At 63.5% G+C, this 25,989-nt stretch carries 21 protein-coding genes; 4 read left to right on the forward strand and 17 right to left on the reverse strand.

What is annotated here, in order from left to right; translation table 11 throughout:
- Positions 1–265: 265 nt before the first annotated feature.
- From FJ319_09335 to FJ319_09365, 7 genes are all read right to left on the reverse strand, one after another.
- Positions 266–1,483, reverse strand: coding sequence for a hypothetical protein (locus FJ319_09335; protein MBM3934488.1), 1,218 nt, complete (start codon positions 1,481–1,483; stop codon positions 266–268).
- Positions 1,484–1,497: 14 nt separating this feature from the next.
- Positions 1,498–2,502, reverse strand: coding sequence for a pyridoxal-phosphate dependent enzyme (locus FJ319_09340; GenBank protein MBM3934489.1), 1,005 nt, complete (start codon positions 2,500–2,502; stop codon positions 1,498–1,500).
- 126 nt (positions 2,503–2,628) lie between these two features.
- Positions 2,629–2,880 (reverse strand): YgiT-type zinc finger protein, encoded by a 252-nt coding sequence (locus FJ319_09345; protein MBM3934490.1) that lies wholly within the window; start codon positions 2,878–2,880, stop codon positions 2,629–2,631.
- A gap of 96 nt (positions 2,881–2,976) precedes the next feature.
- On the reverse strand, positions 2,977–4,686 hold the full coding sequence (locus FJ319_09350) for a hypothetical protein (protein ID MBM3934491.1): 1,710 nt from the start codon (positions 4,684–4,686) through the stop codon (positions 2,977–2,979).
- A 51-nt stretch (positions 4,687–4,737) separates the two neighbouring features.
- A complete protein-coding gene (locus FJ319_09355; GenBank protein ID MBM3934492.1) occupies positions 4,738–5,490 on the reverse strand; it encodes a formylglycine-generating enzyme family protein in 753 nt (250 codons plus the stop codon).
- 51 nt (positions 5,491–5,541) lie between these two features.
- Positions 5,542–7,374: a hypothetical protein gene (locus tag FJ319_09360; protein ID MBM3934493.1), complete on the reverse strand. Its 1,833-nt coding sequence runs from the start codon at positions 7,372–7,374 to the stop codon at positions 5,542–5,544.
- Positions 7,178–8,074 (reverse strand): formylglycine-generating enzyme family protein, encoded by an 897-nt coding sequence (locus FJ319_09365; protein ID MBM3934494.1) that lies wholly within the window; start codon positions 8,072–8,074, stop codon positions 7,178–7,180. The genes FJ319_09360 and FJ319_09365 overlap by 197 nt, the downstream gene beginning before the upstream one ends.
- Positions 8,075–8,187: 113 nt before the next feature.
- Here FJ319_09365 and FJ319_09370 point away from each other — a divergent pair, with 113 nt between their 5' ends.
- Positions 8,188–8,715, forward strand: coding sequence for a TetR/AcrR family transcriptional regulator (locus FJ319_09370; protein ID MBM3934495.1), 528 nt, complete (start codon positions 8,188–8,190; stop codon positions 8,713–8,715).
- A 67-nt stretch (positions 8,716–8,782) separates the two neighbouring features.
- Entirely contained in the window at positions 8,783–9,319 is a 537-nt protein-coding gene (locus tag FJ319_09375) for a class I SAM-dependent methyltransferase (GenBank protein MBM3934496.1), read from the forward strand.
- Positions 9,320–9,714: 395 nt separating this feature from the next.
- Here the strand turns inward: FJ319_09375 and FJ319_09380 are convergent, their stop codons facing one another.
- The 7 genes from FJ319_09380 to FJ319_09410 all read right to left on the reverse strand — a co-directional run bounded on the left by FJ319_09380 (position 9,715) and on the right by FJ319_09410 (position 17,689).
- A complete protein-coding gene (locus FJ319_09380; protein ID MBM3934497.1) occupies positions 9,715–10,332 on the reverse strand; it encodes an addiction module toxin, HicA family in 618 nt (205 codons plus the stop codon).
- Complete coding sequence (locus FJ319_09385) at positions 10,325–10,546, reverse strand: type II toxin-antitoxin system HicB family antitoxin (GenBank protein MBM3934498.1); 222 nt, start codon at positions 10,544–10,546, stop codon at positions 10,325–10,327. The genes FJ319_09380 and FJ319_09385 overlap by 8 nt, the downstream gene beginning before the upstream one ends.
- Before the next feature lie 84 nt (positions 10,547–10,630).
- A complete protein-coding gene (gene uvrA, locus FJ319_09390; protein MBM3934499.1) occupies positions 10,631–13,750 on the reverse strand; it encodes an excinuclease ABC subunit UvrA in 3,120 nt (1,039 codons plus the stop codon).
- A gap of 79 nt (positions 13,751–13,829) precedes the next feature.
- Positions 13,830–14,570 carry an SDR family oxidoreductase gene (locus FJ319_09395; protein MBM3934500.1) on the reverse strand — a complete coding sequence of 247 codons (741 nt, stop codon included), beginning with the start codon at positions 14,568–14,570 and terminating at the stop codon, positions 13,830–13,832.
- A 198-nt stretch (positions 14,571–14,768) separates the two neighbouring features.
- Entirely contained in the window at positions 14,769–16,124 is a 1,356-nt protein-coding gene (locus FJ319_09400) for an FAD-binding oxidoreductase (GenBank protein MBM3934501.1), read from the reverse strand.
- 122 nt (positions 16,125–16,246) lie between these two features.
- Positions 16,247–16,711, reverse strand: a complete 465-nt coding sequence (locus tag FJ319_09405; GenBank protein MBM3934502.1) for a hypothetical protein — start codon at positions 16,709–16,711, stop codon at positions 16,247–16,249.
- Positions 16,712–16,915: 204 nt separating this feature from the next.
- Positions 16,916–17,689 (reverse strand): PIG-L family deacetylase, encoded by a 774-nt coding sequence (locus FJ319_09410; GenBank protein ID MBM3934503.1) that lies wholly within the window; start codon positions 17,687–17,689, stop codon positions 16,916–16,918.
- Between the two features lie 210 nt (positions 17,690–17,899).
- On the opposite strand from FJ319_09410, the gene FJ319_09415 reads away from it, so the two are divergent.
- Positions 17,900–19,234 carry an FAD-dependent oxidoreductase gene (locus FJ319_09415; GenBank protein ID MBM3934504.1) on the forward strand — a complete coding sequence of 445 codons (1,335 nt, stop codon included), beginning with the start codon at positions 17,900–17,902 and terminating at the stop codon, positions 19,232–19,234.
- Positions 19,235–19,545: 311 nt separating this feature from the next.
- Here the strand turns inward: FJ319_09415 and FJ319_09420 are convergent, their stop codons facing one another.
- Together FJ319_09420 and FJ319_09425 are read right to left on the reverse strand one after the other, a co-directional pair.
- On the reverse strand, positions 19,546–21,681 hold the full coding sequence (locus FJ319_09420; protein ID MBM3934505.1) for a hypothetical protein: 2,136 nt from the start codon (positions 21,679–21,681) through the stop codon (positions 19,546–19,548).
- A gap of 655 nt (positions 21,682–22,336) precedes the next feature.
- Positions 22,337–24,361, reverse strand: coding sequence for a hypothetical protein (locus FJ319_09425; GenBank protein ID MBM3934506.1), 2,025 nt, complete (start codon positions 24,359–24,361; stop codon positions 22,337–22,339).
- A gap of 174 nt (positions 24,362–24,535) precedes the next feature.
- Between FJ319_09425 and FJ319_09430 the strand changes: the two genes are divergently transcribed.
- Complete coding sequence (locus FJ319_09430) at positions 24,536–24,796, forward strand: hypothetical protein (GenBank protein ID MBM3934507.1); 261 nt, start codon at positions 24,536–24,538, stop codon at positions 24,794–24,796.
- Between the two features lie 117 nt (positions 24,797–24,913).
- Here FJ319_09430 and FJ319_09435 read toward each other — a convergent pair whose 3' ends face one another.
- Positions 24,914–25,735: a hypothetical protein gene (locus FJ319_09435; GenBank protein ID MBM3934508.1), complete on the reverse strand. Its 822-nt coding sequence runs from the start codon at positions 25,733–25,735 to the stop codon at positions 24,914–24,916.
- Positions 25,736–25,989 lie beyond the last annotated feature (254 nt).

Raw genomic sequence — 25,989 nt, forward strand, 5'->3', positions numbered from 1 at the left:
TCCAATCGCTCGTTACGCCCAACCTGCTCGGGAAGGAACGCTTCGATCATGGACGGGTTTCCCATATTGCGGCGCATGGCTCACTCCATTTTGCTATATTTTCCTCGCACAGGTATGATTATCGCCTCTACCTCGGGTTATGCAAAGGTCTCCTCGGGGAGAGGAACAACAGCCGACACCCTCTCTGTCCCGATGCTGCATCGCCCCGATGCATTGGGGTCCCCCCTGAGGGGAGAAAGGAAGCACGGCGACGCCAGTCCATTCATCACTGGCCGCAGTTGGCGCTGCCGCTGATGTAGCCTGTTACGAATAGCTCGGTGTAGCCCTTATGGCCGGAGCCGGAAGGGATGCAGGCGTAGTCGACTAGCCCTACCCTGCCGAGGTCTATGGCGCGGCGGCTGCCTTCTGCCACAGGCTGCTCCACCCATGGCGTCCAGGTGGACTCTTTCTGCCGGCAGAAGGTGATCGCCGCAACGATGGGCGTGACTCCGGTCCGTCCGCCGGTGAGCATTGCCGCGAGCGACTCTACCTGCTCCTTGCCCGGCTGGAAGCCGTCCAGGAAGCGATAGACGTCCGGCGCGACGTCCTTGAGTCCTGCTCTTGCGAGCATACGCAGGTAGCTATCCTCGCCTAATGCCGACCCCAGGTCCGCGATCCCCTTCCCCACATTTGCCTCATACCATCCGGCCGCGGCCGACCGCGGCGCGTCGAGGACTACGTCGACTTTGCCACTGTCCAATGCGGCGGGATAAGAGGTGTCCGCCAGGCTCACAAGCTCAACTGCGTAGGAGTACCCGTACACGATAGCGTAGCCGGCAATGCTGTTCAGCAACTCCGTCTCTCGCGAGTCCGGGCGAACGCCGATCCTGATGGGGCCGAGCTTGGGGACCAGGTTAGGCACGAAGAAGCTCTCCGGCGTGCCCACTGGCGGCGCGATGGTTGGAAGCGGGGTGCCGTTGGGCGACGTGGCAGGGGCGTGGTAGCAGTAGGAGGAGCGGCAGTATATCTTGCCGACGGCAGTGGCCTCGGGACCGACCGTTGGGACGACGATGCACTTCCATTTGCCGTCATCGTTCTGGCAGATCTGCTCGCCCGGGCCGACGGCCTGGGACCCGCTGGCATCGATGATCACGCTGCAGTACACGCCCTGGCAGTCCGGCACCGACATTCCTCTTACGAGCGAGCACGGAACGCCGTTGCGCCAGCAGACGATGGAGTTCAGCGGCCGTCCGCGGAGAAGAAGGTCGTCGGGCACGCACTCACCGGCGGAGATCATCCAGCCGGAGGTGCAGCCGCTGGCGACGGCGATCTCGAGGTAAGGAATGGGAGTTGGAGTCGGAGAGAGCACGATCTCCGGCGTGGGGCTGAGCGCGGTAGCTGCGGGCGGATTCGCCCCGTCGTTGGAGCAGGCTACGGAAAAGAGAAGGGCGAGTATAGCGAACAGGCCCACGAGCGCCGTGGTTTGCAACCCTCTGACGGACATTGCTGCCTCCCCTCCTACGGGACTCCGCCCTGAAGAATCTTTATTACCTTATCGGTGTCGATGTTCCCACCTGTGACGAGTGCGACCACGTTGCCGTTGCCGGCCTTGCCTGAGAATGCGCCGGCGATGGAGGCCGCGCCCGCGCCCTCCGGGATTACGTGGTTGTGCTCTGCAGTGAGGCGAATGGCGGCTGCGACATCGGCGAGCGTGGAGACGATTGAGCCTTCGAGGAGCTTTGTGACGATGGGCCACGTCTCGTCGAACACGAAGGGTGCGCCGATGCCGCTGATCCACGACGGCTTCTGGTCGACGGTCGTGGGTCTTCCGGCCGCCCATGACGCTGCTGCGGGCGCGCCGGTCTCCACCTCCGCGGCGTAGCACTTCGCCTGCGGGCGGAGGGCCTTGATGGCCGAGGCAACCGCCGCGGCCAGGCCGCCGCCTCCATACGGGATCAGGACGGCGTCCGTCTCCGGCAGGTCCTCGAGTATTTCGAGGCCGATGGTGGCGTTGCCTGCCATGACGTTGGGGTCTGCGAACGGGTGGATGAAGAGGCCCTTCATGCCCTTGTGGGAGTTCGTGCGGCATGTCTCGAGCACGGCGTCCCAGGTGTCCTTCACGATCCTTGCGCCGAGAGTCTCGATGGCCTTTAGCTTCGCCTGGGGAGCGCCCTCGTTGACGAGCACAGTGCACGGCAGGTCGAGGCGGTTGGCGGCGTATGAGACGGCGACGGCCATATTGCCGGAGCTGGCGGTCCAGACGCCGTCGCGAAGCTGGCTTTTCGACGCCATGCGGATGGCGTTCATGGCGCCTCTCAGCTTGAACGCACCGGAGGGCTGGAGGAGCTCGAGTTTGAGGAAGACGGAGGGGTGCTGGGTACTGGCTGCCGGGTGCTGCGTGAGAGCCGGGGAATGGATGGGGTCGAAGCGGACGAGGGGGGTGCGGATGACGGAGTCCTTGATGCGCTCGCGCGCGGCGCGGATAGCATCCAGGGTGATGGGCTGCGGGACGGTGGCGGACATGGCGGCCTCCGGTGGGGACGGTAGTTGGAAGTTGGTAGTTGGTAGTTAGAAGTTGGCCAGAGGCAAAGAGAACGGCCTCACTGCAATATGGCAGAGAGGCCGTTGCGATGCAAGGGGGACGAGCTTTTAGCTGAGGGAGTAGAGGGGCAACAGACGATGTTCCTCGGGCTCTGGTTTGGCCTTGACGATGTCGTCGATAGCCTCGAGCGCATCCGGGGCAAAGTACATCTCCCCAAACTGAATGCACACTTCAGCGGGAACATTCCTGAAGATGTACTGATTCCCGCGCCAGGTGTGGATGTGCTCAACCAACCGCGCTTTCACGGAACCTTTGCAGAAAATGCATGTATCGATCACGGGACCACCCTCCTCCGCCAATCATACCCCAGGGACGGGTCCGGCCTGTAAACCGTAATGCTATCCAACCCGGTGTAATGTGTGACGTCATGTGAGGTACCCCGTCCGGCGAATGCCTCAGACTGAAGCAGCCCCATCCCTGAATGCGACGCTGGCGCTGAGATCGCCTTCCGGGCTCCAGAGCTCCGCGGGGCCTTCGGCGACGTTGTTCCGCCAGCGGGATTGAGCCTTGACGTTGCCGTTGGACCAATACTGGGTCCAGACCATCGTCCTGTCAGTGGAGGTCAGGCCGGTTGGATGCGTGCCGCCTTTCGCGGGCTGCCATTCCTTCGTCCACTTCACCTTGCCGCTGGGGTAGCAGTACGTTTCCGTGCCGGTCTTGAGGCCGCTGACGTAGCGGACCTCGTACTGCGGCGTGCCGTCTTCGTAGTGCCACGTTTCGATACCGTGGAGGAGAAGCCCGCCGCGGGAATCGGAGGCGTCCGACCAGGTGACGCGCGGGTTGCCGTTTAGGTGGCGCTCGACGTGCTTCTCCGACACGCCGACGGCGGTGGGCGCGGGCGACTGCGGCTGGTTGTCCTTTTCGAGGATCCACGCTTCGTTCATCTCGAAGTGGAGGCACGGGTGGTTGGTTGAGGTGACGAGGTGGATGACGCCGTCCGGCGACTGCGTGGCGACGGAGTAGCCGAGCGTGTTCTCATGGTGCTCGGGGGCGCTGTGCCAGCCGCTCTCCTTGCCGGTGTCCTTGCCATGGGCGTGGGCATCGTGGATCTGGGCGGCGGCGAGGGTCTTGATGTGCCAGGTCTCGCCGTTGTCGTCCGAGAGGGCGACGAGCGTGCCGCGCTCCTTCATGGGGCTTGCGCCGCGGTTGGGCTGGGCATCGCAGGCGAAGAAGAGGCGGCCGCTCTTGAGGCGCAGCAGCGACGGGCGCTGGTTGAATGCGCCGGGGGAGAAGTGTGTCTTGAGCTTCTCCCAGGTCTTGCCGCCGTCGGCGGTCAAAGACCTGGGCATGAAGCCCTCGTACTCGCTGGTCTTGCCGCCCATCCCCAAAATGCGGCCATCCGCGAGCTCGGCGAAGGTGGTGTGGCGGCCGTGGGTGCGGCCCCCGGTATCGCGCCATGTCTTGCCGCCGTCTGTTGACGCCCAGAGAGCGGACGAGCCGCCACGCGCGTCTGTGGTGACATAGAGTGTGCCGTCCGCGCCGCGCCAGTGGGAGTTGATGGGCTGGGCGTCGTACGCGCCGAGGGGCCCTTCCAGCACGGGGAACCTGGTCTGTCCCCACGTTGCGCCATTATCCGTGGACTCAATCCACTTGAACGGGACGCCGTGCATGCTCACGCCGCCGGTTATGTGCCAGATGGCGCCGTTGTTGTGCAGCATGCCGGGGCTCTCTTCGATCACGTCCTGAGCGCTGTAGAAGTACTCGGGCCAGTCCCACTCCTGCGCGCCGTGGCGAAGGCGCTGTATGGTGAAGATGACGCTGGGGAGGTACTCCAGGTTGCTGGCGAGGCCTGAGAAATACGTGAGGAGGAGGTCGCCATTCGGGCAGGCGACGATGCCCGGGCTGTGCATGTGGCCCTGCAGGGCCGGATGGAGGGCGACGGCGGCAATCTCTTCGGGGTTGCGGTTGTCCGGCGGGATGGGCATGACGGCGCGCTTGCGGAAGTAAGGGCGGGCGCTCTCTCCCCTGCCCTTTCCGACTTCGGAGAGGGAGTTTGCAGCCGTAGCGCCGAGGCGCGAGACCGGCGCTGAGCTACGCGCGGTAGTCTGCTTCACGCCGCTGGTGACGAACAGGCCGGAGTAAGGGCGCGGCTTCGTGGCGGGCATCTCTGCCTGGACGACGCAGAAGCCGATGTCGTGGACGATCTGCGGGGTCCCCTACGGCTGCTGGACGCCGCCCCAACCGGGGCCGCGGCCGGCGTCCAGCGGCATGCCGGTCTGCGGCCACGGGTAACGGGGGTCCCATTTCCGCGCGGAGGACTGGCCGAAGCGCGGCGGTGCGCTGCTGCGGTTGGCTGAGCGCGAGTAGTATGGCGCGCGCGAGGTGACGCCGTGCCAGGACATCGTGCCGAAGCCGCCGCCGCGGACCACGCGCGTGTGGCCCCAGGACGGGCCTACGGGGTCGGCCTCATCGTCGTCCGGGTACTCGCCATGCCAGTCGTAGCACCATTCCGAGACGCCGGTGTGGACGTTGGCGACGCCCCAGGGGTTGATGTCGCCGTCGAAAGTCGGGAGGGAATCGCCGGACCAGAACGGCGCGGCTGTGCCCGCGCGCGCGGCGTACTCCCACTCCGCCTCTGTTGGCAGGCGGTACGGCTTGCCTTCGGGCTTGCTGAGCCACTCGCAGAACTCGACGGCCTCGTACCACGTGACGCTGGTGATGAAGCCGTGGTTCGATTGGGCGCTCCAGCCGGGGCGGAAGGCGAGGAACTGCTCCACGGTGACCGGCGTGCGGGAAATCTTGAACGGTCTGGAGATGATGACACGGCGGACGGGGCGCTCGTCCCAATCGCCGCGGGTCATGCGCGGGTGCGCGCCGAGGGCGGCGGCTTGCACGGGCTGGTCGTTGCCCATGCGGAAGCTGCCCGCGGGGATGTCGACAAGAGCGATGCCGAGCGATGTGGCGGTCATGAGAGCCTCGGGAGTAGTGAGTTGAGAGTTGTGAGATTAGCAGCCATTCAATCAGGTGTTGCCGTTTTCAAAAGTGACTTCGGATATGAGCGTGCCGTCCTCGCTCCACAGCCTGGCCGGCCCGGAGGCGACGTTGCCATGCCAGCGGGACTCCGCTTTTATTCGTCTATTGGGCCAGTACTGGCTCCAGGTCATGTCGCCGTGCTCGTCGCGGGCCTTCGTCCACCTCACCCGGCCGTCCGGGTCCCAGCAAGTCTCCGATCCCACTTTCACTCCGTTTTCGTAGTGGGCCTCGTAGTGGCGGGAACCGTCGTCATAATTCCAGGTCTCCAGGCCGTGCAGCACAGCTTGACCGAGCTCGTTGCGCGCTTCTGAGCACGTGACGCGCGGGTAGTCTCCGGGATGGCTCTCGACCCAATCCTGGACAGGGGAAGACGTGACGGGAAGAACGGTCTCCGACTGGTTCTGCGTGTCCAGTATCCACGCCTCGTTCATTTCGAAGTGGAGGCATGGGTGGTTGCACGATGTGATCAGGTGGATAATGCCATCCGGGGATTGGGTCACTTCCGAGTAGCCAATCGTCGCCTCCCGGTGAACGGGCGGGGAGTGCCAGCCACCCTCTTCGCTCATATCGCGGCCATGCAGGTAAGCATCATGTATCTGAGCGGCGGCGAGCGACTTGATGTGCCAGGTCTCCCCCTCATCATCCGAGAGGGCAACGACCACACCACGCTCCCTCATTGGGCTCACGCCGCGGTTGGGCTGGGCGTCGCAGGCGAAGAAGAGACGGCCGCTCTTGAGGCGGTGCAGCGACGGACGCTGGTTGAACGCGCCGGGGGAGAAGGGCGTCTTGAGCTTCTCCCAGGTCTTGCCGCTGTCCGAAGAGACAGACTTCGGCATGTAGCCGTCGATATTTGTGCTCTTTCCGCCCATGCCGAGGAGGCGCCCGTCTTTGAGCGGCGCAAATGCGGTGTGGCGGCCATGTGTGCGGCCGCCGGTGTCATACCACGTCTTGCCGTTATCCCTGGTTGCCCAGAGAAGCGACGAGCCCTTGTGGCCGTCCGAGGGCAGGTAAAGGGTCCCGTCTGTACCCCGGAACGGGACGTGGACCGGGTGGGGATCGTATGGACCGACCGGGCCGACAATGCGCGGGAACCTGGTCTCGCTCCACGTTGCGCCGTTGTCGCGCGACTCGTGCCATTGGAATGGGACTCCGTACAGGCTCACGCCGCCGGCAATGTGCCAGAGGACGCCGTCGTTGTTGAAGAGAACAACGCCGCCCTCAATGATGTCGTGGAACTTCGGAAAGTACTCGGGCCAGTCCCACTCGTCCGCGCCGAAACACAGACGGGACATCGTGAAGACCATGCTGGGCAGGAACTCCCGGTCGCTGGCGATCACGGAGAAGTAGCTGGCGATCAGATCTCCGTTGGGGCAGGCGACGATCCCGGGGCTGTGCATGTGGCCGCCCAGGGCGCGATGCATCCCCACCGCCTCGATCTGCTCCGGAGTCGCGTTATCAGGAGGAATGGGCATTATGGGGCGCTTCCGGAAGTAGGGCCGGGATTGCGGCGGCGCCTCACTCTCCCTGGCGGTGCGCTGCTTGACACCTGAGGAAGCGAAGATCGGTGTGACACGGCGCGGCGGTGTCGACGGCAGCTCCGCCTGCACAACCCGGAAGCCGATGTCATGGGTAATTTGCGGCGTGCCGTCCTGCCTTGGCACGCCCCCCCCAGCCGGGTCCCCTGCCCGCGTCCACGGGATGGCCGGCCTGCGGCCACGCATTCTTTGGATCCCAATCTCGCCCTGCGCTCTGACCGAAGCCAGGCGCGGCACTGCTGCGGTTGGACGCGCGCTTGTAGTAGAGCGATTGAGGCTGGACATTAATCCATGCGAACGTCCCAAAGCCCGACCCACGGACGACCTTCATGAGACTGCGGTCAGGCCCCACGGGGTGGGCCTCGTCGTCATCAGGGTACTCGTCGTGCCAGTCGTGGCACCATTCCGAGACGCCCGTGTGGAGGTTGGCGACGCCCCATGGATTTACGTCCTGATCGAAAGGAAGCGGGCGGTCTCCAGACCAGAAGAGGGTGCTTGTGCCTGCACGGGCGGCGTACTCCCACTCCCCCTCTGTGGGTAGCCGGTATGGCTTGCCCTCGCGCTTGCTGAGCCATTCGCAAAACTCCACAGCCTCGTACCAGGTGACACTGGTGATGAAGCCGTTTTTGGACTGCGGCTTCCAGTCCGGGCGGAAGGCAAGGAACTGCTCCACGGTAACAGGCGTGCGGGAGATCCTGAAGGGCGTTGAGATGGTGATGCGCCGGACGGGTCGCTCGTCCCAATCCCCGCGGGTCATGGCGTGGTACCCGCCGAGCTTTCTCGCGGGCACTGGCTGGTCGTTGCCCATGAGGAAGCTGCCGGCGGGAATGTCGACGAGAGCGATGCCGAGCGATGTTGCCACGGGGACCCCTGGATATTTAGGTTTGTCGTTCGCGTAGAGGATACAAGAATGAAGTCCTCCGCGCACTACCATGGATGGTCCTGACAGCCTCTTGACATCGATAACTGCTATAGTGTATTTCATTAAACATGTTGTTCATCCAATTAATTTGTTGAGTTAAAGTGCCGAGAAAGTACTCATTAGGGAAGCGCGCAGCACAGTTGCAACATACGCGCGACCGAATTGTCGCCGCCGCAATGGACCTGTACCGCGAACAGGGGATACGTTTGACAAGCGCACACGATGTAGCCCGACGCGCGGATGTCGCAACTGCGACTGTGCTAAACCACTTTTCTACGACGGATAAACTGGTCGAGGCGGCTTTGGCGCGCGTGCTGGATGAGCTACAGCTTCCTACAGGGACAATTTTCTCGGAAGCCGAATCTCCAAGGGAGAGGGTAATGAGGCTGGTGCCGGCAATGTTTGCGTTCTACGACCGCAGTGACGCCTGGCTCGAAATGTACCAGCGGGAGATCGGTATCGTACCTGCGTTGCAGGATGCCGAGGCGCGGGTCAGGCAGGCGGTTCAGGCGCTGTACACGGAAGCACTCGGCCCTCTTCTCAGCCACGGGCACCTCGGCCAGACCGTTTTTGGGCTAACTAGCCCAGTCACCCTTGGAGCGATGCGCAGCACCGGCCTCACGTTAGACGGAGCATCAGCCATTATCACAAAGATCTTGGCGGGGATGGTCGACGAAGCATTGAACGAGATAGGTAAGAAATGAAGCTCTTTACGATGCTTACTACAGGTTCGGAACGCCTCCCTGGGTCGCAAGCGCGAGATCGGAGTTAGTGCATCTTGTGGAAAGCGGCAGGCTGCTCCCGGGGAAAGCGTTGGATCTCGGCTGCGGGGAGGGCGATAACGCAATTTTCCTGGCTACGCACGGCTTCGATACCACCGCCGTCGACTATGCTCCCACGGCCATCGCCAAGGCGAAGCGAAAGGCGGCGGCGGCTGGGGCGACGGTCAAATTCGTAGTTGACGATTTGACTCGACTACGTCATGTGCAAGGCCAATTTGATCTGCTTGTGGACTATGGCACGCTCGACGATTTGGGAAAACGCCACAGAGACAAATACATTCAGCAGGTTGTCCCGCTCTCACGTCCGGGAGGCCAGTTTTTGCTCTGGTGTTTTGAGTGGGAACTCCTGGCGTGGGAGAGCGTGCTGACTTCCCTACTCCCGCTTGGCAAGCTCGCCCTCGCTCCGGGCGAGGTAGACCGGCGGTTCGGCAGACACTACGACATTGAGTGTATCGGAGGCGAGAGGAACATCAAGGGCTGGCCGAGGGGCTACGCGGCATACTTGATGTCTCGCAAGGAAGGCTAGACCCCGCGGCTCAAGGAGGAGCTAAGTGGACAAAATAGCGGATTTCAAGCTTGCAGCTATGTCGGCCATGCTCGCAGTACCGGCCCTCTTTCTTTCGGGACTGTTTATTGTGCTGTTCTTCTCTGGCAGGGGGGGAGTTATATGGGCCGTTAAATGACTTCTTCGTTGCCGTCACCCTCGCGCTCCTTGTCCCTCCGGCAATTGCCCTCCTGAGGATCAGCGGCACCGGCGTCGTCTGGTTCCGAGTCGTAACTTGGCTGGCTGTGGCTGGGATAGCTCTGGCGGCCACAGGACAGCTTCTCTTGACTGCGAAGGCCATCTCCCTGGAGACATCCTTCGTAACGGGCAGCATTGGCATTTTGCCGGTTATTGCCTGGGGCATCGCGCAGGCTTATCTAGGCGTGCGTTTGGGAATCCCCTCGAGGGCAGTAGGCTGGGCAGTCGCAGCTGCCCTCGTGCTGAGCGCCCTGGTAACCATTACATGGTCGTTCGGTGCTGATGCCGCGACCTGGATACTGGGCGCAGCGCTGGTCGTTTGCCTGGCGGGTTACCTGGGGATGCTTGGTCGCAACCTGATGGCCCGCGCCTGATCTGTCCAAAGCACAAGCGGACAGGCTGCAGGTAGGGCTACTTCCTGCTCTTCCACTTGCTGCCCTGTCGGCCTTCGCCTCGCCTGCTTGTTCGAGGATCTCTTTGAGGTGGCGGCCGGTGTGGGAGAGGGAGAGCCGGGCGAGCTCGTCAGGGGTGGCTTCGGCGATCAATCGTCGCACCAGGGTCGCGGAGACTAGTTGCCGCAGTACCTGGAACTCGTCGGGCGTGACCTTTGCGTCCTTTATGATCTTGGCCGGGAGACCTTTGCCGATGTCTTTGCCGTGGTGCAGCGGGACTGTGGCCCACCTGCCGTCCGGGTGCTTGAAGACTGCGTGGCTGCCGGTCTGGCGCACCCGGACGAACCCAAGACGCTCAAGGGCTCGAATAACTTGGCGCGGCCTGGCGGGGCGGATTTCAGGCAACGATCCGGACCTGGTCAATGGCTACTTCTATCGGGATGGGCTCGCCCAGCTCCCGACGGGCCTCTATGTGGGCCTTGATGGCGTCCTTTATGTTTTCGAGAGCCTCTTCATAGCTGTCGCCCTGAGTGTAGCAGCCTGGGAGCATTGGAACTGAGGCCACATAGACGCCATCGTCATCCTGCTCCACGACTACGGTGTATTTGTAGTTGGCCACTCTAGCCTCCGTTGCTCTTGACGTCCATCAGAACGCGCGTTTCTGTTCGAGTGCCCTATACCTGCCAGCATAATAAGATGACGCTCAGAGCTTCCTGCCCTTCCTCTTACTACTCTGTTCTGCCTTCGCCTCGCCGGCGTACTCGAAGAGCCCTTTGAGGTAGCGGCCGGTGTGGGAGTGGGATAGCTGGGCGAGCTCGTCCGGGGTGCCTTCGGCGATGACCTGGCCGCCCTTGTCGCCGGCGCCGGGGCCGATGTCGATGAGCCAGTCCGCGCTCTTGATCACGTCCAGGTGGTGCTCGATGAGGACGACGCTGTTGCCGGCGTCGGCCAGCCGGTGCAGGACGCGCAGGAGGTGGGCGCAGTCCTCGAAGGAGAGGCCTGTGGTGGGCTCGTCCAGGATGTAGAGAGTGCTGCCGGTGGCGCGGCGGGAGAGCTCCGTGGAGAGCTTTACGCGCTGCGCCTCGCCGCCGCTGAGCTGAGTGGCCGGCTGGCCCAGGTGGATGTAGCCGAGGCCGACGTCCGCCATGGTCTGCAGCTTGTTTTTCAGGCGTGGGATGTTTGAGAAATAGTCCAGCGCCTCGGTGACGGTCATATTGAGCACGTCCGCGATGTTCTTGCCCTTCCAGAAGATCTCCAGGGCCTCGCGGTTGTAGCGCTTGCCGCCGCAGACCTCGCAGGGCACCGTGACATCCGGCAGGAACTGCATCTCGATCTGGATGTAGCCGTCGCCCGTGCAGGCCTCACAACGGCCGCCCTTGACGTTGAAGGAGAAGCGGCCGGGGCCGTAGCCGCGCGTCTTGGCCTCCGGCGCGGTGGCGAACAGCTCGCGGATGGGCGTGAAGAGGCCGGTGTATGTCGCAGGGTTGCTGCGCGGCGTGCGGCCAATGGGCGACTGGTCGATGTTGACCACCTTGTCGATGGCCTCGATGCCGTCGATGGCGTCGCACTCTCCGGGGCGGTCCTTGGCGTTGTAGAAGTGCTGGGCGAGCCGCTTGTAGAGAACGTCGTAGATTAGCGTGCTCTTGCCGGAGCCGGACGCGCCGGTGATGCATACGAGCTTGCCAAGGGGGATGCGCACGTCGATGTTTTTGAGGTTATTCTCACGCGCGCCGCGGATGGTGATGTACTGTCCGTTGCCGTCGCGGAGCTTCTCGGGCTTGGGGATGCGCTTCCTTAAGCTCAGGTACTGGCCGGTGATGGACTCCGGCGCGGCCATGATGTCGTCGATCGTGCCGGTGGCCATGACGTGGCCGCCATGCTCGCCTGCGCCGGGACCCATGTCGATAATGTAGTCGGCGGCGCGCATGATCGCCTCGTCGTGCTCCACGATGAGGACGGTGTTGCCCAGGTCGCGCAGGCCTGTGAGGGTCTTGATGAGGCGGGAGCCATCGACAGGGTGCAGGCCGACGGAGGGCTCGTCGCAGACGTACAGGACGCCGATGAGGCCGGAACCGATCTGCGTGGCCAGGCGGATGCGCTGGGCCTCGCCGCCGCTCAGCGTGCCGGCCGTGCGGCCAAGGGTGAGGTAGTCGAGGCCGATGTCGTCCAGGAAGCGGATGCGCGACTCGATCTCTTTGAGGACCTGCGCGGCGATGGTCCTTTCGCGTTGCGAAAGGGGTTCGGGGTACGGGGTATGGGGTACGGTAGGAACAGCCGGGACCTCACCGCCCCGGTCACCCTCTCTGTCCCGATGGGGCATCGGGACATCTCCCCCATCAAGGGGGAGAAAGGAAGAAGATCCGTTGCGGCCGACCGTACCCTGTCCCTGCCCCTGTCCCATGAGGCCGCGGACCCATTCGAGGCAGTGGCCGACGGACTTGCTGGTAACCTGGATGATGTTTTCGTTAGCAACGGTGACGGCCAGGGCTTCCGGCTTGAGGCGCGCGCCGTTGCAGCCTGTGCATGGGCGCTGGGCCATGTAGCGCTCGATCTCCGTGCGGACGTATTCGGACTCAGTCTCGCGGTGGCGGCGCTCCAGGTTCTCGATCACGCCCTCGAAGGTGGTGTTCCACTCATAGGTCTTGCCCTTCTGCGTCTCGTGGCGCATGCGGACCTTGCGCTTGTTGCCGTAAAGGACAAGGTCGATGAACTTCTCGTCCAGGTCCTTCACGGGGACGCGCGTGGAGAAGCCGTACTGGCGGGCGAGCGACTCCAGAAGGCTCATGAGCCACGGGTTGGATGCGCCGGAGCGCACCCACGGCTCTATAGCGCCCTCCGCGAGGGTGAGCTTTTTGTTGGGGATCACGAGCTCCGGGTCCACCTCCAGGCGGAAGCCGATGCCGGTGCACGTGGGGCACGCGCCGTGGGGGTTGTTGAAGCTGAAGGTGCGCGGCTCGATTTCGCCCAGGCTGATGCCGCAGTGCACGCAGGCGAAGTTTTCGGAAAACAGCAGGGGTTCTGGGTGCTGGGTGCTGGGTGCTGGGTCAACAGCCGAGTCCCCATCATTGCCTTGCTGACTGCTGACTGCCGACTGCCGACTGCCGGCCAGGTCGATCAGGACGGTGCCGCCGGCCATTTTGAGGGCGCTTTCGACGGAGTCGGCGACGCGGGAAACCTCGGTGCTCTCTCCGATGACGAGGCGGTCGACGACGACCTCGATGTCGTGCCACTTCTGCTTGTCAAGGTCGAATTTCGCTGAGAGGTCATGCACCTCGCCGTTGACCCGGACGCGGACATAGCCTGCCTTGCGGGCGTCCTCAAAAACTTCCTTGTGCTCGCCTTTGCGGCGGCGGACCATGGGCGCGAGAACCTGGATGCGGGAGCCTGCCGGGAGCGCGAGGACGGAGTCGACGATCTGCTGCACCGTCTGGCGCTGGACGGGGCGGCCGCAATTGTAGCAGTGGGGCCGCCCTGCCCGGGCGAAGAGGAGGCGGAGGTAGTCGTATATTTCCGTCACGGTGCCGACGGTGGAGCGCGGGTTGCGAGAGACGCCCTTCTGGTCGATGGAGATCGCCGGGGAGAGGCCTTCGATGTAGTCCACGTCCGGCTTGTCCATGCGGCCGAGGAACTGGCGCGCGTACGCGGAGAGCGACTCGACGTAGCGGCGCTGGCCTTCGGCGTAGATGGTGTCGAACGCGAGCGAGCTTTTGCCGGAGCCTGAGACGCCGGTGATCACGACGAGCTTGTCGCGCGGGATGACGACGTTGACGTTCTTGAGGTTGTGCTCGCGGGCGCCGCGAACGACGATGTTTTCGAGGGGCATGGGGACTCCGAAGGCTGGCAGTCAAATGCCAATTCTAACATTTGTGCGGATTTTGTGGAAGGGTAACGGGGTGCGAGCGCTACAGCTTCGTCTTGTGGAAGATGCGCTCAGGGATGTTGCGGATGATGAGCATGATGAAGCGCCAGAAGAAGGGGACGTAGGCTGTGGTAGGGCCCTTTTCAGTGGCGCGGGCTATGCGCTCGCCGACCTTTGCCGGAGAGGCCATGAGGAGGCCTTTCTTCATGCCGGCGGTCATGGGGGTGTCCACGAAGCCCGGCTTGATGGAGACGACGCGCACGCCGGACTTTGCCATGCGGTGGCGGAGGCCCTGGAGGTAGGTGTGGAGGCCGGACTTGGACGCGCCGTATATATAGTTGGACTGGCGGCCGCGGTCGCCTGCGACGGAGGAGATGCCGAGGATGAAGCCGGACCGCTGTCGCTCCAGGTACGCTGCGCAGCGCTCCAGGATGGAGACCGCGCCCGTCAGGTTGCTGGACATGATCGTGGCAGCGTCCTTCGCGCGCAGGTCTGCGGAGGCGTGGGGGACTCCCTGGTATCCGGCTGCGTAGACGACGCCGTATAGGCCGCCCATCTGCTGGAGGACGTCTTCCAGGAGAGCGGCGTGGCCCTCGAACTCCCCCGCTTCGAACCGGCCCGTGGCGACGGGCATGCCGGTGCGGGTGTTGATATCCGCTGCGATGCGCGCAAGCTCATCCCTATTCCTGCCCGCAAGGTAGATGGTGTGGCCGCGCTTCGCCAGCGCCAGTGCGGCGTGCCTGGCGATGGTGGAGGTAGCGCCGAGGATGAGGACGGGGCGCACGGAGGGCTTGGAGGGGGTGCTTGAAGTCTGGGAGGGAGATGACTGGGTTGTCATGGTGGTGGTCTCCAAGAGAAAGATGTGGAACGTAAGAGGGGCGAAACAGCCTTAGCCCTCACCCTTCGGGCCGGAGCGCCCGAAGGCCTCTCCCTCGGGGAGAGGAGGGACAGCCGTCCTCACCCGTCCCGTTTGAATGGCGCGTCATATGGCCAGGCGGCGCGAGAGGTCGGAGGTGAAGACGCCTTCAGGGTCTACCCGGCGCTTGACGGCGCGGAAGGCGTCAAGGCGCGGGTACATGGCGGCGAAGGCCTCCGGCTTCAGGCGGCTGTCCTTGGCGAGGTAGACTCGGCCGCCGATCTTTACGAGCTCGCGGTCGACATCGTCCAGCGCCGCGAAGAGCGACTTGTTTTTGCCAATGGGCATATCGAGGGTGAGCGTCCAGCCCTCTTTCGGAAACGACAGGTATCCCCTGCCCTCGGGTCCCATGCGCTTGAGGACCGTGAGGAACGAGACCATTCCAGCACGCTGGAGGCGGGCAAGAACATCTCGCAGGACGGCTTCGGCGTCGCGGTCGGGGACGACGATCTGGTACTGGAGCAGGCCGCCGGGGCCGTACAGCAAGTTCCAGCCGCCGACGAAGTCCAGGGGGTAGAAGAAAGGATCGTAGTGACAGAGATAGTCACCCTTGGCTTTGTTCATCGCATCGTACCAGATGTTGAAGGCGCGCACCGCGGGCCGGTTCAGGAGGGGCACGGGCGCGAGGACGGGGATGCGGGGGGCGTCGCGGCGGTGGGGGGGGAGTGGGGATGGGGGGTGCTGGGTGCTGGGTGCTGGGTGCTGGGGAGCGTGGTGACCGACGATGAGGACGCCTTTGCCCATGGACCGGCCGGTGCGGGTGGTGTCCAGCCAGCAGACCGAGTAGTCGTCGTCCGTGGCAGGGTCGGACATCAGGCGCAAGGCCTCCTGGAGGTTATGCACCGGGTGGTTGCTGGCGCGTATCTGGGCGGAGCGAATGGGATTCAGGCGGACGGTCACCTCGAGTATGACGCCGGTGAGGCCCATGCCGCCGACGGTGGCCCAGAAGAGCTCCGGGTCGCGGTCGGGGGAGCAGGTCACGGTGGACCCGTCCGCGAGCATCATGAGCAGCTCGCGCGTGTATTCGCCGAAGCCGCCCTCCTTGTGGTGGTTCTTGCCGTGGACGTCGCAGGCGACCGCGCCGCCGAGGGAAACGTACTTGGTGCCGGGCGTGACGGGTAGGAACCAGCCGCGAGGGACGAAAGTTGTGAGGATGTCCCCCAGCGTAACGCCGGCCTCGGCGCGGAGGACGCCCGTGGCGGCGTCGAACGAGACCATGCGGTTGAGGCGCTCGGTGAGGACCACGGTGCGGCCTGCGTTAAGGGCGGCGTCGCCGTAAGACCTCCCCTGCCCTCTGGCGATGACCTGGCCGACGGGGAGCCGCAGCTCGCCCATGCGCTCCGGGCGCAGCGCGACGGCCTGCGACCGCGGGTAGCGGCCCCAGCCGGCGAGCGGCACCGGTTTGGGAGAGTCGGAGGGCATCGGAAGCGGATCTCCTTCAATGCAATTCTAGCAGAGGCGGACCAGAAGAGAATCTCGCTGGCGATTGGAGCTACGTCGGCGGAGTGGCGCAAGTCAGCGGATTCGGCGGACCGAAAAGCGCGCTACGGCACAATGATCTGCGAGGGCGCTTCGCCGAGGTCTTCGAAGGTGTGGAGGAGGTCGCCGGTGACGGCGTCGTAGACGGCCAGGGTGCGCGACCGTACGCCGGCCGCGTAGAGCAGGCCGCCGTCGCGGGAGACTGCGATGTCGATGGCGGGATGTGCGAGTGCGATGGTGGCGACGTGGCGCGGCTCAGCTGTGGGGAACCTCGGCTCGGTGTCCGTGTAGTTATCCAGTGAGTACGCCCGCACCTCGGAAGCATAGAAACCGTTGCTTTCTCCGGGCGCCTCGAATCCCACGACCACGGTCTTGCCGTCACCGGAGATGGCCACTGCGTGGGCTATTAGCCGTCCGTCCGGCGCCTCGAGCTTCCACTTGCCCAGGGCCCTCCTGCCCTTAAGGTCTACAATCACGATGTTTCCTTCCCTCCCAATGAAGTAAGCGCGGCTCCTGTCCGGTTTAACAATATGCGCCGTCGAGAATCAGCCAACCTACGCGACTTCTGTATTCATTACAGGATTGTCACTTGAAGGGACAATTTTCGTCGACAGCCACAACGCTCATATCTCAGGAACGGCTGGCCAAGAACCGACGAAGGAACCTAATGTAGAATACAAACGGGTAATGGCTACTTCCTAAAGGAAGCACACTACCTGGTTTGCCAAATGTGCTCACATTCCGGAGCTGTCTACGCGGGCGGGGACGGTGGGTGTGGCGCCGCGGGGGCGCTCCACGATGATGCGCTTGAAGGCCTCCGCGTACTGCATCCCCTTCCCTTCCGCGATCCGGCGGCGCCAGTCCTGCATGAACGTGCGCATCTCGTCCTCGGTGCGGTCGATCTGCGAGGCGTGGGCCATGAGCGCCTTGAGGGACGTTTCGATGGACGATGTCACGTCCTCCCAGTGGTCCGGGTTCGGGTGGCCCATGATCCAGACCTCCGCGACCTTGTGAGGCTCGAAGCCCTGCTGGATGAGCTCGGGGAAGGTGAGGTGGTCGCGCGCCGTGGGGAAGACCGCGGCCATAGCGGCCTCTCCGGAGGCGATGTGGTCCGGGTGGCCGAAACCCCAGCCGCCGTCCAGGTTGCGCATGGGGTACATGGTGATCAGGATGTCCGGCTTGTAGCGGCGGATCTCCCGGGCGATGTCCTTGCGGAGGTCCAGCGTGGGCTGCAGGTAGGCGTCCGGGTAGTCCAGGCACGCGACGCCCTTCAGGCCGAGTACCTTCGCGGCGTTGAGCTGCTCCTCGCGGCGGATTGCGGCGATCTGCTCCGAGGTAAGGTCCTTGCGGCTCGTGCCCTTGCTGCCGTCCGTGCAGATAACGTAGGAGACCTCCCACCCCCGCGCGCACAGCTTCGCGACGGTGCCGGAGCACCCGAACTCCGCGTCGTCCGGGTGGGCCGTGACAACCATCGCCCTGCTGAAGCCGCTTGTTACGTCCTCTGCCATCTCGCCGTCCCTCGTAGCGCAAAGCACAAATCGGCCCCTTGCGGAAGCCCGGAGACAAGTGTAGCAAAGGCCGCAAGGGCAGTCCAGCAAGCTGGAGAGCCTCTAAAGTGCGCCACGGCGCTAGTCACTTCGCACACCGGTGGGACTGCACCTTTGGCCGATAACGGATTCCACCGCGCCGGTTAGGCTCAATAGTGAGGGGGTGCCGCTATGGAGAACGCTGACGTTGTGGTTGTGGGCGGCGGTCTGGCCGGGCTGAGCTGCGCGATGGAGCTTACCCTCGCAGGGCGCGGCGTTGTGCTGCTGGAGGAGCGCGAGGTGCTCGGTGGGCGCACATCGTCCTGGGAAGACGGCGGCATGGAGGTGGAGTCCGGGCTGCATCGCATGATCGGCTACTACAAAGAGCTGCCGCGACTCCTTCGCCTGGCCGGCATAGACGTCAACGATATTGTCCACTGGGAGGACGAGTTTGAGGTGCGGCTTCCGGACGGCACGCCGCCGGCGGTTATGGGCGCATCACCCCTCTTTCGCCCGCTCAAGACGGTGGGGAGCGCAATCGGCAACAACGACTTCCTCTCCCCCATGGACAAGGCTGGCCTTGCCCGGTTCTTCACGGCAGGCCTGCTCCAGTTCGCCGGCGACGCCGAGTCGCTGGACCTGCAGACTGTGGGGCAGCATGCCCGCGCGAACGGCGTGTCCGAGGAGGCCATTGGGCGGATGCTGGTGCCGCTGACGACCGGCCTGTTCTTCATATCCCCGGACGAGTACTCCGCGTACGCATTCTTCGGCCTGTTGGCGCCGGGGATACGGCGCTTCCACCGGATTCGCGTCGGCGCGTTCACAGGCGGCATGACGGACGTAATGGCGGACCCCATCGCCGGCGCGGTCAGGGCCAAAGGCGGATCGGTGGAGACAGGCGCGCCGGTGGACGGTCTGCTGATGGACGGCTACCGCGTGAACGGAGTTACGATCGCCGGGCGCGAGCTGCGGGCGCGGCACGTGGTGCTCGCCACCGGGCTGGGGCCTGCGCAGGACCTGCTGAAGGGGCCTTTCGGTGAAGACGCCTGGTTCGGACCCATGCTGCGCCTGCCGACGATGCCTGCAGTCACGGCGCAATTCGAGCTCGACAGCCCTGCCCTGCCCGTGGACCGCACCACCTTCGGACCCGGCACCGTGCTGGCGAGCTTCTCCGAGCAGTCGAGGACGACGTTCTCCAACAGGCCCGGCAGGCTGTCAGTTATCCTTGCTCGTCAGGACGAATTCATCAACGTGAAGGCGTCCCGGATTGTGGAAAAGGTAGTTGAGGATGCCGCGAAGCTGGGGATGGACATCCGTCCGCACATCACGGACTACAGGGTGACCCGCCTGCCCAGAGACTTTTACTCGCTGAGGCCCGGGAACAACAGGATGCGGCCCCGGCAGGCGACGCCCATCCCCGGGCTGACACTCGCTGGCGACTACACGCGACAGCCCATGCTGGCCACGATGGAGGGCGCCGTGATATCCGGGCGGCTTGCGGCGGAGGCGGTGCTGAAGGCGGGTTAGGCGCCAGAAATTGCAGCACTCCCCCCGGATATCCGGAATTGCATAGGCTTTGATCGTCCAAAAGAAGCCCGACTGTTGCTGGACAATCGGCCAGTTGAGCGCCCATGGGGCGCCCCCGCATTTGGGGAGCGCTGAAGGCAAAGTCACTCGGTGATGGCGCTAACGCGGCGGTCCAATGGCAAATCGGGCCGCCAGTCCGATAGGGGGCGACCGGTTGGAGCGAGTGCATAGCGAAAACGCAGGACGGCCCCGGCAGCATTGCCGGGGCCGTCCGTTCGTCTCTACTCCGGGCTAGGCCCGGGCTTCAACTCCTAGTCCCAGTAGTTGGGGCTGAGGAAGCTTATGCTGGTGTACTTCTCGGAGCGGTTGCCGTTGTGGCTGATGTTGTCCAGGCCGTCCTCAAAGTAGAACTGCTCGCGCGGGTAAGCCGACGCGGGGGACCAGTTCTTGGGCACGTTGCGGAAGTTATTCCGCTTCTCCTGCAGCGCGCGGAAGATACCGGAGAAGGCGAGGCCGCCGATCTGGTATTTCTCCTGGGCGTTGATCTTGAACATCTCCTTGCCCAGGGCGATCCTCTCAGGCGAGAGCATGGATACCGTCCACCCCTCGGTCATCAGGTCCTGCAGCTTCTTCAGGCTGCCGGTGATGTCCGCGGGGTAGGTGCCGGCCGCCGCCTGCTTGCCCAGCGCATCCGTGTACTTCGGGTCTGCGCCGGTGGGGGACATGCCGGTCTCGCCGCGAGTGGCGTAGTAGGTGCCGATTGCGGGAGCGCCCTGGTGCGCGGCGATAGGCGCGACCCTCTGGTTGCTGGAAGACCACGGGTTGGTGCCGCCCTCCGTGGACGACCACATCTCAAAATACTCGCTCGGGTTGAGCGCCCGCTGGCCGGTGGACGGGGCGTCCTCGCGGATGTCCAGCTTGATGCCCAGCTTTGCCCAATCGTTCTGCTGCATCTGGATGTACGGGAAGTAAGTGACCGTCTGCTGGCTGAACAGCGTCAGCGGTCCCCTCCCGTCCTTCCTGTCCAGGAACCCATCGCCGTTAGCGTCGGTGTAGCCGAGGTCGGCCATAATCTGCTTGGCGCGGGCCAGGTCGTACTGCGTATCGAGCGTGCGGAACTCCTCACCCGGGAAGTACGGCGTGGACTGGTGAGGGATCATGTTCTGCGGAATACCGAGGCCGGATGCCACGGTCTCGTTCGTCGAATTCCGGTCCCAGGCAAGGGACAGGGCCGTGCGGAGCAGCGCGCCCAGCTCGGCGTCCGCAGTGAACTCCTGGTTGACGGTCAGCGTGGAGTCCGCGCCGTCCGGGGAGTCGTGCTTGTAGATAGAGTAGTCGCCCTTCTCCATGTTGGAGATGTAGAGCGGCATTTCATTCAGGACCATGTCCTGGCGAAGCCAGTCGGACTCGCCGGCCATCATGCGGAATACCGCAACCTCTCGGCTCTCAACACGGTAGGTGTTGAAGAAGTCGGTGTACGGGAGCTGATTGCCCTCCGGATCGACGCCGAAAAAGTAGTGGTTCCTCTCCTGGATGATATGGTTGTCGCTGAACTCCTTCGTGATCCAGCCGCCCATCCAGGGGATGTAGTGCTCGCCCTTGTAGATATAGGCAGGGTCATATGTCGTGGGAACGGCGGTCGAAGGAATGCCGGTGAAGCCGCGGACGTTGCGGATCGTGGTGACCAGCTTGATCCAGTCGGGCTGGTTGTACTTGGTCAGCAGGGCCGGCATCTCGGCCGCGTTGTACTTGATGTGGTAGCGCTTGTAAACGTGCGAAGGCGCAAAGAAGCAGCGCGGGCAACCCTTCACACCAGTGAAAATGTTGATCGCGGAGGACTCGGCAAACGACCAGTTCGGATCGTCGAACGCCACCGTGAAGGTGTGATCGTCCACGACTGTGAACTTCATGTCTTTGCCGGTGATGGGGGACCTCAACTGTTCAGGAAGACCGGGCATGAGCTCCTTGTTGAGCATCATGTCCTCCATGGCGAAGCGGACGTCTTCCATAGTGAACGGGTAGCCGTCGGACCAGCGGGCGCCGCGCGGAATGGTGAACGTGAAGACGCGGCCGTCCTGGCTATGCGTGAACGAAGTAAAAAGCTCGGGGACCAGGTTCAGGCCCTGGCCGTCCATGCCGAGACCGTACTGCAGGCCCGTGGAGTCGACGAACTGCAGGCTCGTGGCGGTGACGCGGACCGTGCCGCCGTAAACACCGATTTCGTCATAGGGAATCATAACCTTGACGTCTTCGGCCACCGGCAGGCGCTGCTCGATCGGCAGAATCTCGCCCTGCCTGACGAGGTCGGCCGACATTGGGGACTCCTTGAACGACGTGGGGCGCGGCCCTTCGTAATTGTACCGAGGGTACTCGCCCGGGGCCAGCTTGGGTGCGGTGTACGGCTGGTTGCCGGCCACCGGCGTGCCCTCGCCGCCGGTGCGAGGCATGGGTACTGCCGTGGGCTCACCCGAGCCCGGCGTGGGGGGCAACTGGGGACGCGGGCTGCTCAGCCGGGTTGGAGGGAGCAGCAGGATCAGGCGTCGCGGGGGCCTGCGGTGTGGCAGACGTGCCGCCGGGCACCTGTGTGGGAGACTGCGCCGCGGGGGCAGGCGTCGCCGGGTCGGCTCCGCCACTGTTACAGGCAATGGCAGCCACCAGACCAACCGACGTTGCCACTGCGAGCAGCGGACGGACTCTACTGATAGTTAACCACATGTTCAACCTTCCTATCTCCTTTCAAATACGGGGCCCGAGTTTGTTTCTCATGCGCTTCGCTTACATGAGTCTATTTTCCTGGATATACTAACGGCGGCTCTGTTGTCAAATCATAGTGCAAACGATGTCCGTAGCTAATACAGGTATACTCCGTCCGATTTCGCCGTTTAGGCTTTACCGGAATCCACCTCCTGATGGGCAAATTGTAAGGAAGTGTTTTTCCTGAATTGCTAATGACTCTCCCTTATGTAATATACTACGATCACGGGAGTCGGTCCGGATTCATTCGCCACGCAAAAAAGCAGAAAAGAGATAGCCCCGGGCAGGCTGCCCGGGGCTATCTCTTTTCTGCTTTGCTACCCGCCTCTTACCAGCGAGTTACTGTGCTTACTGGCTCCAGTAACCGGGATCCAGGAAGCTAATGGACTTGTACTTCTTGGAGCGGTTGCCAACGTTGTGCACGTTGTCCATGCCGCCCTCGAAGGCGAACTGCTCGCGGTAGTAGCCGGAAGCGGGCGACCAGTTCAGCGGCAGGTTGCGGAGGTTGTTGCGCCTCTGCTGCAGCGCGCGGAAGATACCGGAGAAGGCGAGGCCGCCCGTCTGGTACTTCTCCTGCGCGTTGATGATGAACAGGTCCTTGCCGAGCTGAACGCGCTTGGCATCCAGCATCGACAGGGTCCAGCCGGCCGTCAGCGTGTCCTGCAGCTTCTTCAGGCTGCCGGTGATGTCGGCGGGGTACGTGCCGGCGGGGGCCATCTTGCCGGTCGCATCCGTGTACTTGGCATCGCCGCCGGTGGGGGCCATGCCCTGCTCACCGCGGGTCGCGTAGTACGTGCCGATGGCGGGGGCGCCCTGGTGCGTGGCAATCGGCGCCAGGCGCTGGTTGCCGGAAGACCACGGGTTGGAGCCGCCCTCTGTGGACGAGAAGAAGTTCCAGTACCGTGTCGGAGGAATGGCGCGCTCGTTGAGGCCCGTCGTCACGCCTTCCTTGATAGCGAGCTTGATGCCCAGCTTGGCCCAGTCGGACTGGAGCATCTGGACATACGGGAAGTAGGTTGCGTTGTCTTCGAACAGCATCTGGAGGTCGCCCTTCCCGTCCTTGCGGTCCAGGAAGCCGTTGCCATCCGTGTCGGTGTAGCCCAGGCCGGCCATGAGGGTCTTGGCCTTGGCCAGGTCATACTTGATATCGAGCTGCGAGTATTCGGCGCCCGGGAAGTACGGGGTCTTCTCGTGCGAGACCATGTTGCGAGGAACGCCGAGGCCGGATGCGACCGTCTCGTTGGTGGCGTTCCTGTCCCACGCGAGGGACAGCGCGATGCGGAAGTCCTTGGAGCGGAGAAGCGCGCCGATCTCAGGATCGACCACATACTCCTGCGTATTGGTATACGTGGAGTCCGAGCCGTCCGGAGAGTCGTGCTTGAACATGGAGTAGTCACCCTTCTCCATGTTCGCAATGTACAGAGGCATCTCGGACAGGATCATGTCGGAACGAGTCCAGTCGGTCTCGCCCGCCATCATCCTGAACATCGCGACCTCGCGGCTCTCAACCCTGTAGCTGATGAATTCATCAATGTACGGGAGCTGATTGCCCTCGGGGTCTGCCATGGGCGCGTAGTGGTTGCGCTGCTGGATGCTCTGCTCTGCGGTGAAGGAGGTGACAATCCAGCCGCCGAACCAGGGGATGTAATGGTCGCCCTTGTACACGAAGTTCGCGTCAAAGACCGTCGGAACGGGGACGGAAGGGACCTGCACAAAGCCGCGAACGTTGCGGATTGTGGTGACCAGGCGGACCCAGTCGGGCTGCTTGTACTTGGTCAGCAGAGAAGGAATCTCGGCCGCGTTGTACTTGATATGGTAGCGCTTGTACACGTGTTGCGGGGCGATGAAGCAGCGCGGGCATCCCTTGATGCCGGAGTAGATGTTCATCGCGGAGGACTCGGTAATGCCGTAGTTCGGGTCATCGAAGGTGATGAAGAACGTGGTGTCGTCCACGTACGTGACCTTGAAGTCGGCGCCCGTGATGGGGGACTTCAGGTCGCCGGGCAGGCCGGGCATGAGCTCTTTGTTGAGCATCATGTCGTCGAGGGCGAACTTCACGTCGGCCATCGTGTGAGGATAGCCGTCCGACCAGCGCGCGCCCTTGCGGATCTGGAAGGTGATCTTCCTGCCGTCGGCGCTGGGCTCGAAGGTCTTGAAGATACCCGGGACCAGACTGAGGCCGTCGCCGGACATGTTCACGCCGTACTGGAGGCCCGTGGAGTCCGGGGCCAGGACGCCGGTGCTGTACGTGCGGAGGGTGCCGCCGTAGGCGCCGACTTCGTTGTACGGGATCATGATCAACACATCAGAGGCAACCGGCAGGCGCTGCTCAAGGGGCAGGATCTTGCCCGACTTCACGAGAGCGGCGGACATCGGGGACTCCTGGAACTTGGTCGGACGCGTGCCTGTGTAGCAGCACGGCGAAAATTCGCCCGGCGCCAGCCTGGGCGCCGTGAACTTGGCATTCGCAACCGTGGAAGGCTGCGTCGTCGTTCCGCTGGTGCGGCCCGGGGTAGTGCCGCCGGTGGTGCGGGTGGAAGCAGGCGCATGGGGGGCCTCAGGGGCGGACGGCTGGGTCGCAGGCTGGGCCGGGGCGGCCTCGGCGGGCGCCTGCGGCTGCTGCGGCGTCGTGTTCGTCGGGGCAGTTCCGCCTACCGCTGTGGCGGCAGGAGCGGCGGGCGCGGGTGCCTGCGGCTCCTCGGCCTCGCCACCCGCGCAGGCAAGACCCGCGACGAGCGACAGAACGAATACCAACGGGACCAAGAAACGAAGCTTCGAAAATCTAGACCTCATAATCACTCCTTCTAAGATTTCAGCAACCATTCAAACCGTTGCTACCCGGATGCGTTTTGTACTGGCTGGACATGTTTACCATGCTCAATTAGCGCAAGTCAATAAAATATCCGCCGCCTAGGTATCCCACCGCTATTTGCAGAAGCTGTACCCTCCTTGAGCTCCGCCCCCGACGAGTATGCACTGGCGGAAGAAGCCGTTTCGCCCTGCCTCTATCGCAGCATCAACGTCGGCGGCTACTTGCGCCGGGAGCCACGCCGCCCACTGGTCCCTGTTCTGCTTGAAATAGATCTGCGCCACTACATTGGGCTTCAGTCCGGTGCGACCGCCGGAAATCTGGGCCGACAGGTCCGTAATCTTCTGCTCGCCAGGCGAGAAGTTGGCGAATACAGGAGCAATCTCCGGGGAGGCGCGTGTCAGCTCCGGCCGCACAAGCACTCGTATGTCGGATTCCGGGCCGTAGACGGAGCCCACATCTGTCGCGGTCCCTGCGGCGATCACCCTGTCGTACCACTCCTTCTGCTCCACCCTGGATGCCACAAGTACCGCATCGACGGCGCCGCTCTCAAGGGCCGTTCTGAAGTCCCCATCCGTCACTGGGACGGTCTCAGCTTTATACAAATACCCCTGAACGAGCACGTATCCAAGTATCTGGTTCGCAAGCTGGACCGCCCCGTTCTCCCATTCCGCAAACCTGACGGTCCCCTTGTATTCGAAGCCGAAGTGGTCCGCCGCAGCGGAGGTAGGCTCGGGAGTGGCCGCCGCGCCTGTTGCGCCTGAAGCTTCCGACCGCGGAGTGGGCGTGGGGAAGTCCGTCTGCTGCAGGAGCGGCGTCGCTCGGTCCGCCGAACACCCGGAGAGCATGAACATCACTGCTACGAAAAGACCAACCATTGGTGCGTTGAATGTCATGTAGCCGATAGCCTTCCTGACTTCTGCCTGCCTTTTCGCCATTGCCCTGCACTCCTTGCCGGTTTTCCAACATGGTAAGGCGGCCACCTCTGGCCGTCAACGGATGCAACAAAACGGTGTCTTTGCTCAGTGATATTGTCAGTAGGTAACTGCTCAGTGAATATGTCAGTCCATGAGAGGACTACATTTGACCGAGCGAGAAGCGAAGAGAGCACAGATACTGAACCTTGTTCTGGAGGGGCGTTGCGAGGCAAGTAAGGCCGCTGAGCTGATGGGTGTCAGCGAGCGACATGTGT

The organism is SAR202 cluster bacterium (genome assembly GCA_016872355.1).
Lineage (GTDB): Bacteria > Chloroflexota > Dehalococcoidia > Lucifugimonadales > VGZY01 > VGZY01.

Bases quoted from the DNA above. Each gene is read 5' to 3' on its own strand.
- FJ319_09335 (MBM3934488.1), bottom strand. From the start codon at position 1,483: ATGTCCGTCAGAGGGTTGCAAACCACGGCGCTCGTGGGCCTGTTCGCT.
- FJ319_09340 (MBM3934489.1), bottom strand. From the start codon at position 2,502: ATGTCCGCCACCGTCCCGCAGCCCATCACCCTGGATGCTATCCGCGCC.
- FJ319_09350 (MBM3934491.1), bottom strand. From the start codon at position 4,686: ATGCCCGCCACGAAGCCGCGCCCTTACTCCGGCCTGTTCGTCACCAGC.
- FJ319_09355 (MBM3934492.1), bottom strand. From the start codon at position 5,490: ATGACCGCCACATCGCTCGGCATCGCTCTTGTCGACATCCCCGCGGGC.
- FJ319_09360 (MBM3934493.1), bottom strand. From the start codon at position 7,374: ATGTCCAGCCTCAATCGCTCTACTACAAGCGCGCGTCCAACCGCAGCA.
- FJ319_09365 (MBM3934494.1), bottom strand. From the start codon at position 8,074: ATGAAATACACTATAGCAGTTATCGATGTCAAGAGGCTGTCAGGACCA.
- FJ319_09370 (MBM3934495.1), top strand. From the start codon at position 8,188: ATGGACCTGTACCGCGAACAGGGGATACGTTTGACAAGCGCACACGAT.
- uvrA (MBM3934499.1), bottom strand. From the start codon at position 13,750: ATGCCCCTCGAAAACATCGTCGTTCGCGGCGCCCGCGAGCACAACCTC.
- FJ319_09400 (MBM3934501.1), bottom strand. From the start codon at position 16,124: ATGCCCTCCGACTCTCCCAAACCGGTGCCGCTCGCCGGCTGGGGCCGC.
- FJ319_09410 (MBM3934503.1), bottom strand. From the start codon at position 17,689: ATGGCAGAGGACGTAACAAGCGGCTTCAGCAGGGCGATGGTTGTCACG.
- FJ319_09415 (MBM3934504.1), top strand. From the start codon at position 17,900: ATGGAGAACGCTGACGTTGTGGTTGTGGGCGGCGGTCTGGCCGGGCTG.
- FJ319_09420 (MBM3934505.1), bottom strand. From the start codon at position 21,681: ATGCCTCGCACCGGCGGCGAGGGCACGCCGGTGGCCGGCAACCAGCCG.
- FJ319_09425 (MBM3934506.1), bottom strand. From the start codon at position 24,361: ATGTCCGCCGCTCTCGTGAAGTCGGGCAAGATCCTGCCCCTTGAGCAG.
- FJ319_09430 (MBM3934507.1), top strand. From the start codon at position 24,536: ATGGGGGGCCTCAGGGGCGGACGGCTGGGTCGCAGGCTGGGCCGGGGC.
- FJ319_09435 (MBM3934508.1), bottom strand. From the start codon at position 25,735: ATGGCGAAAAGGCAGGCAGAAGTCAGGAAGGCTATCGGCTACATGACA.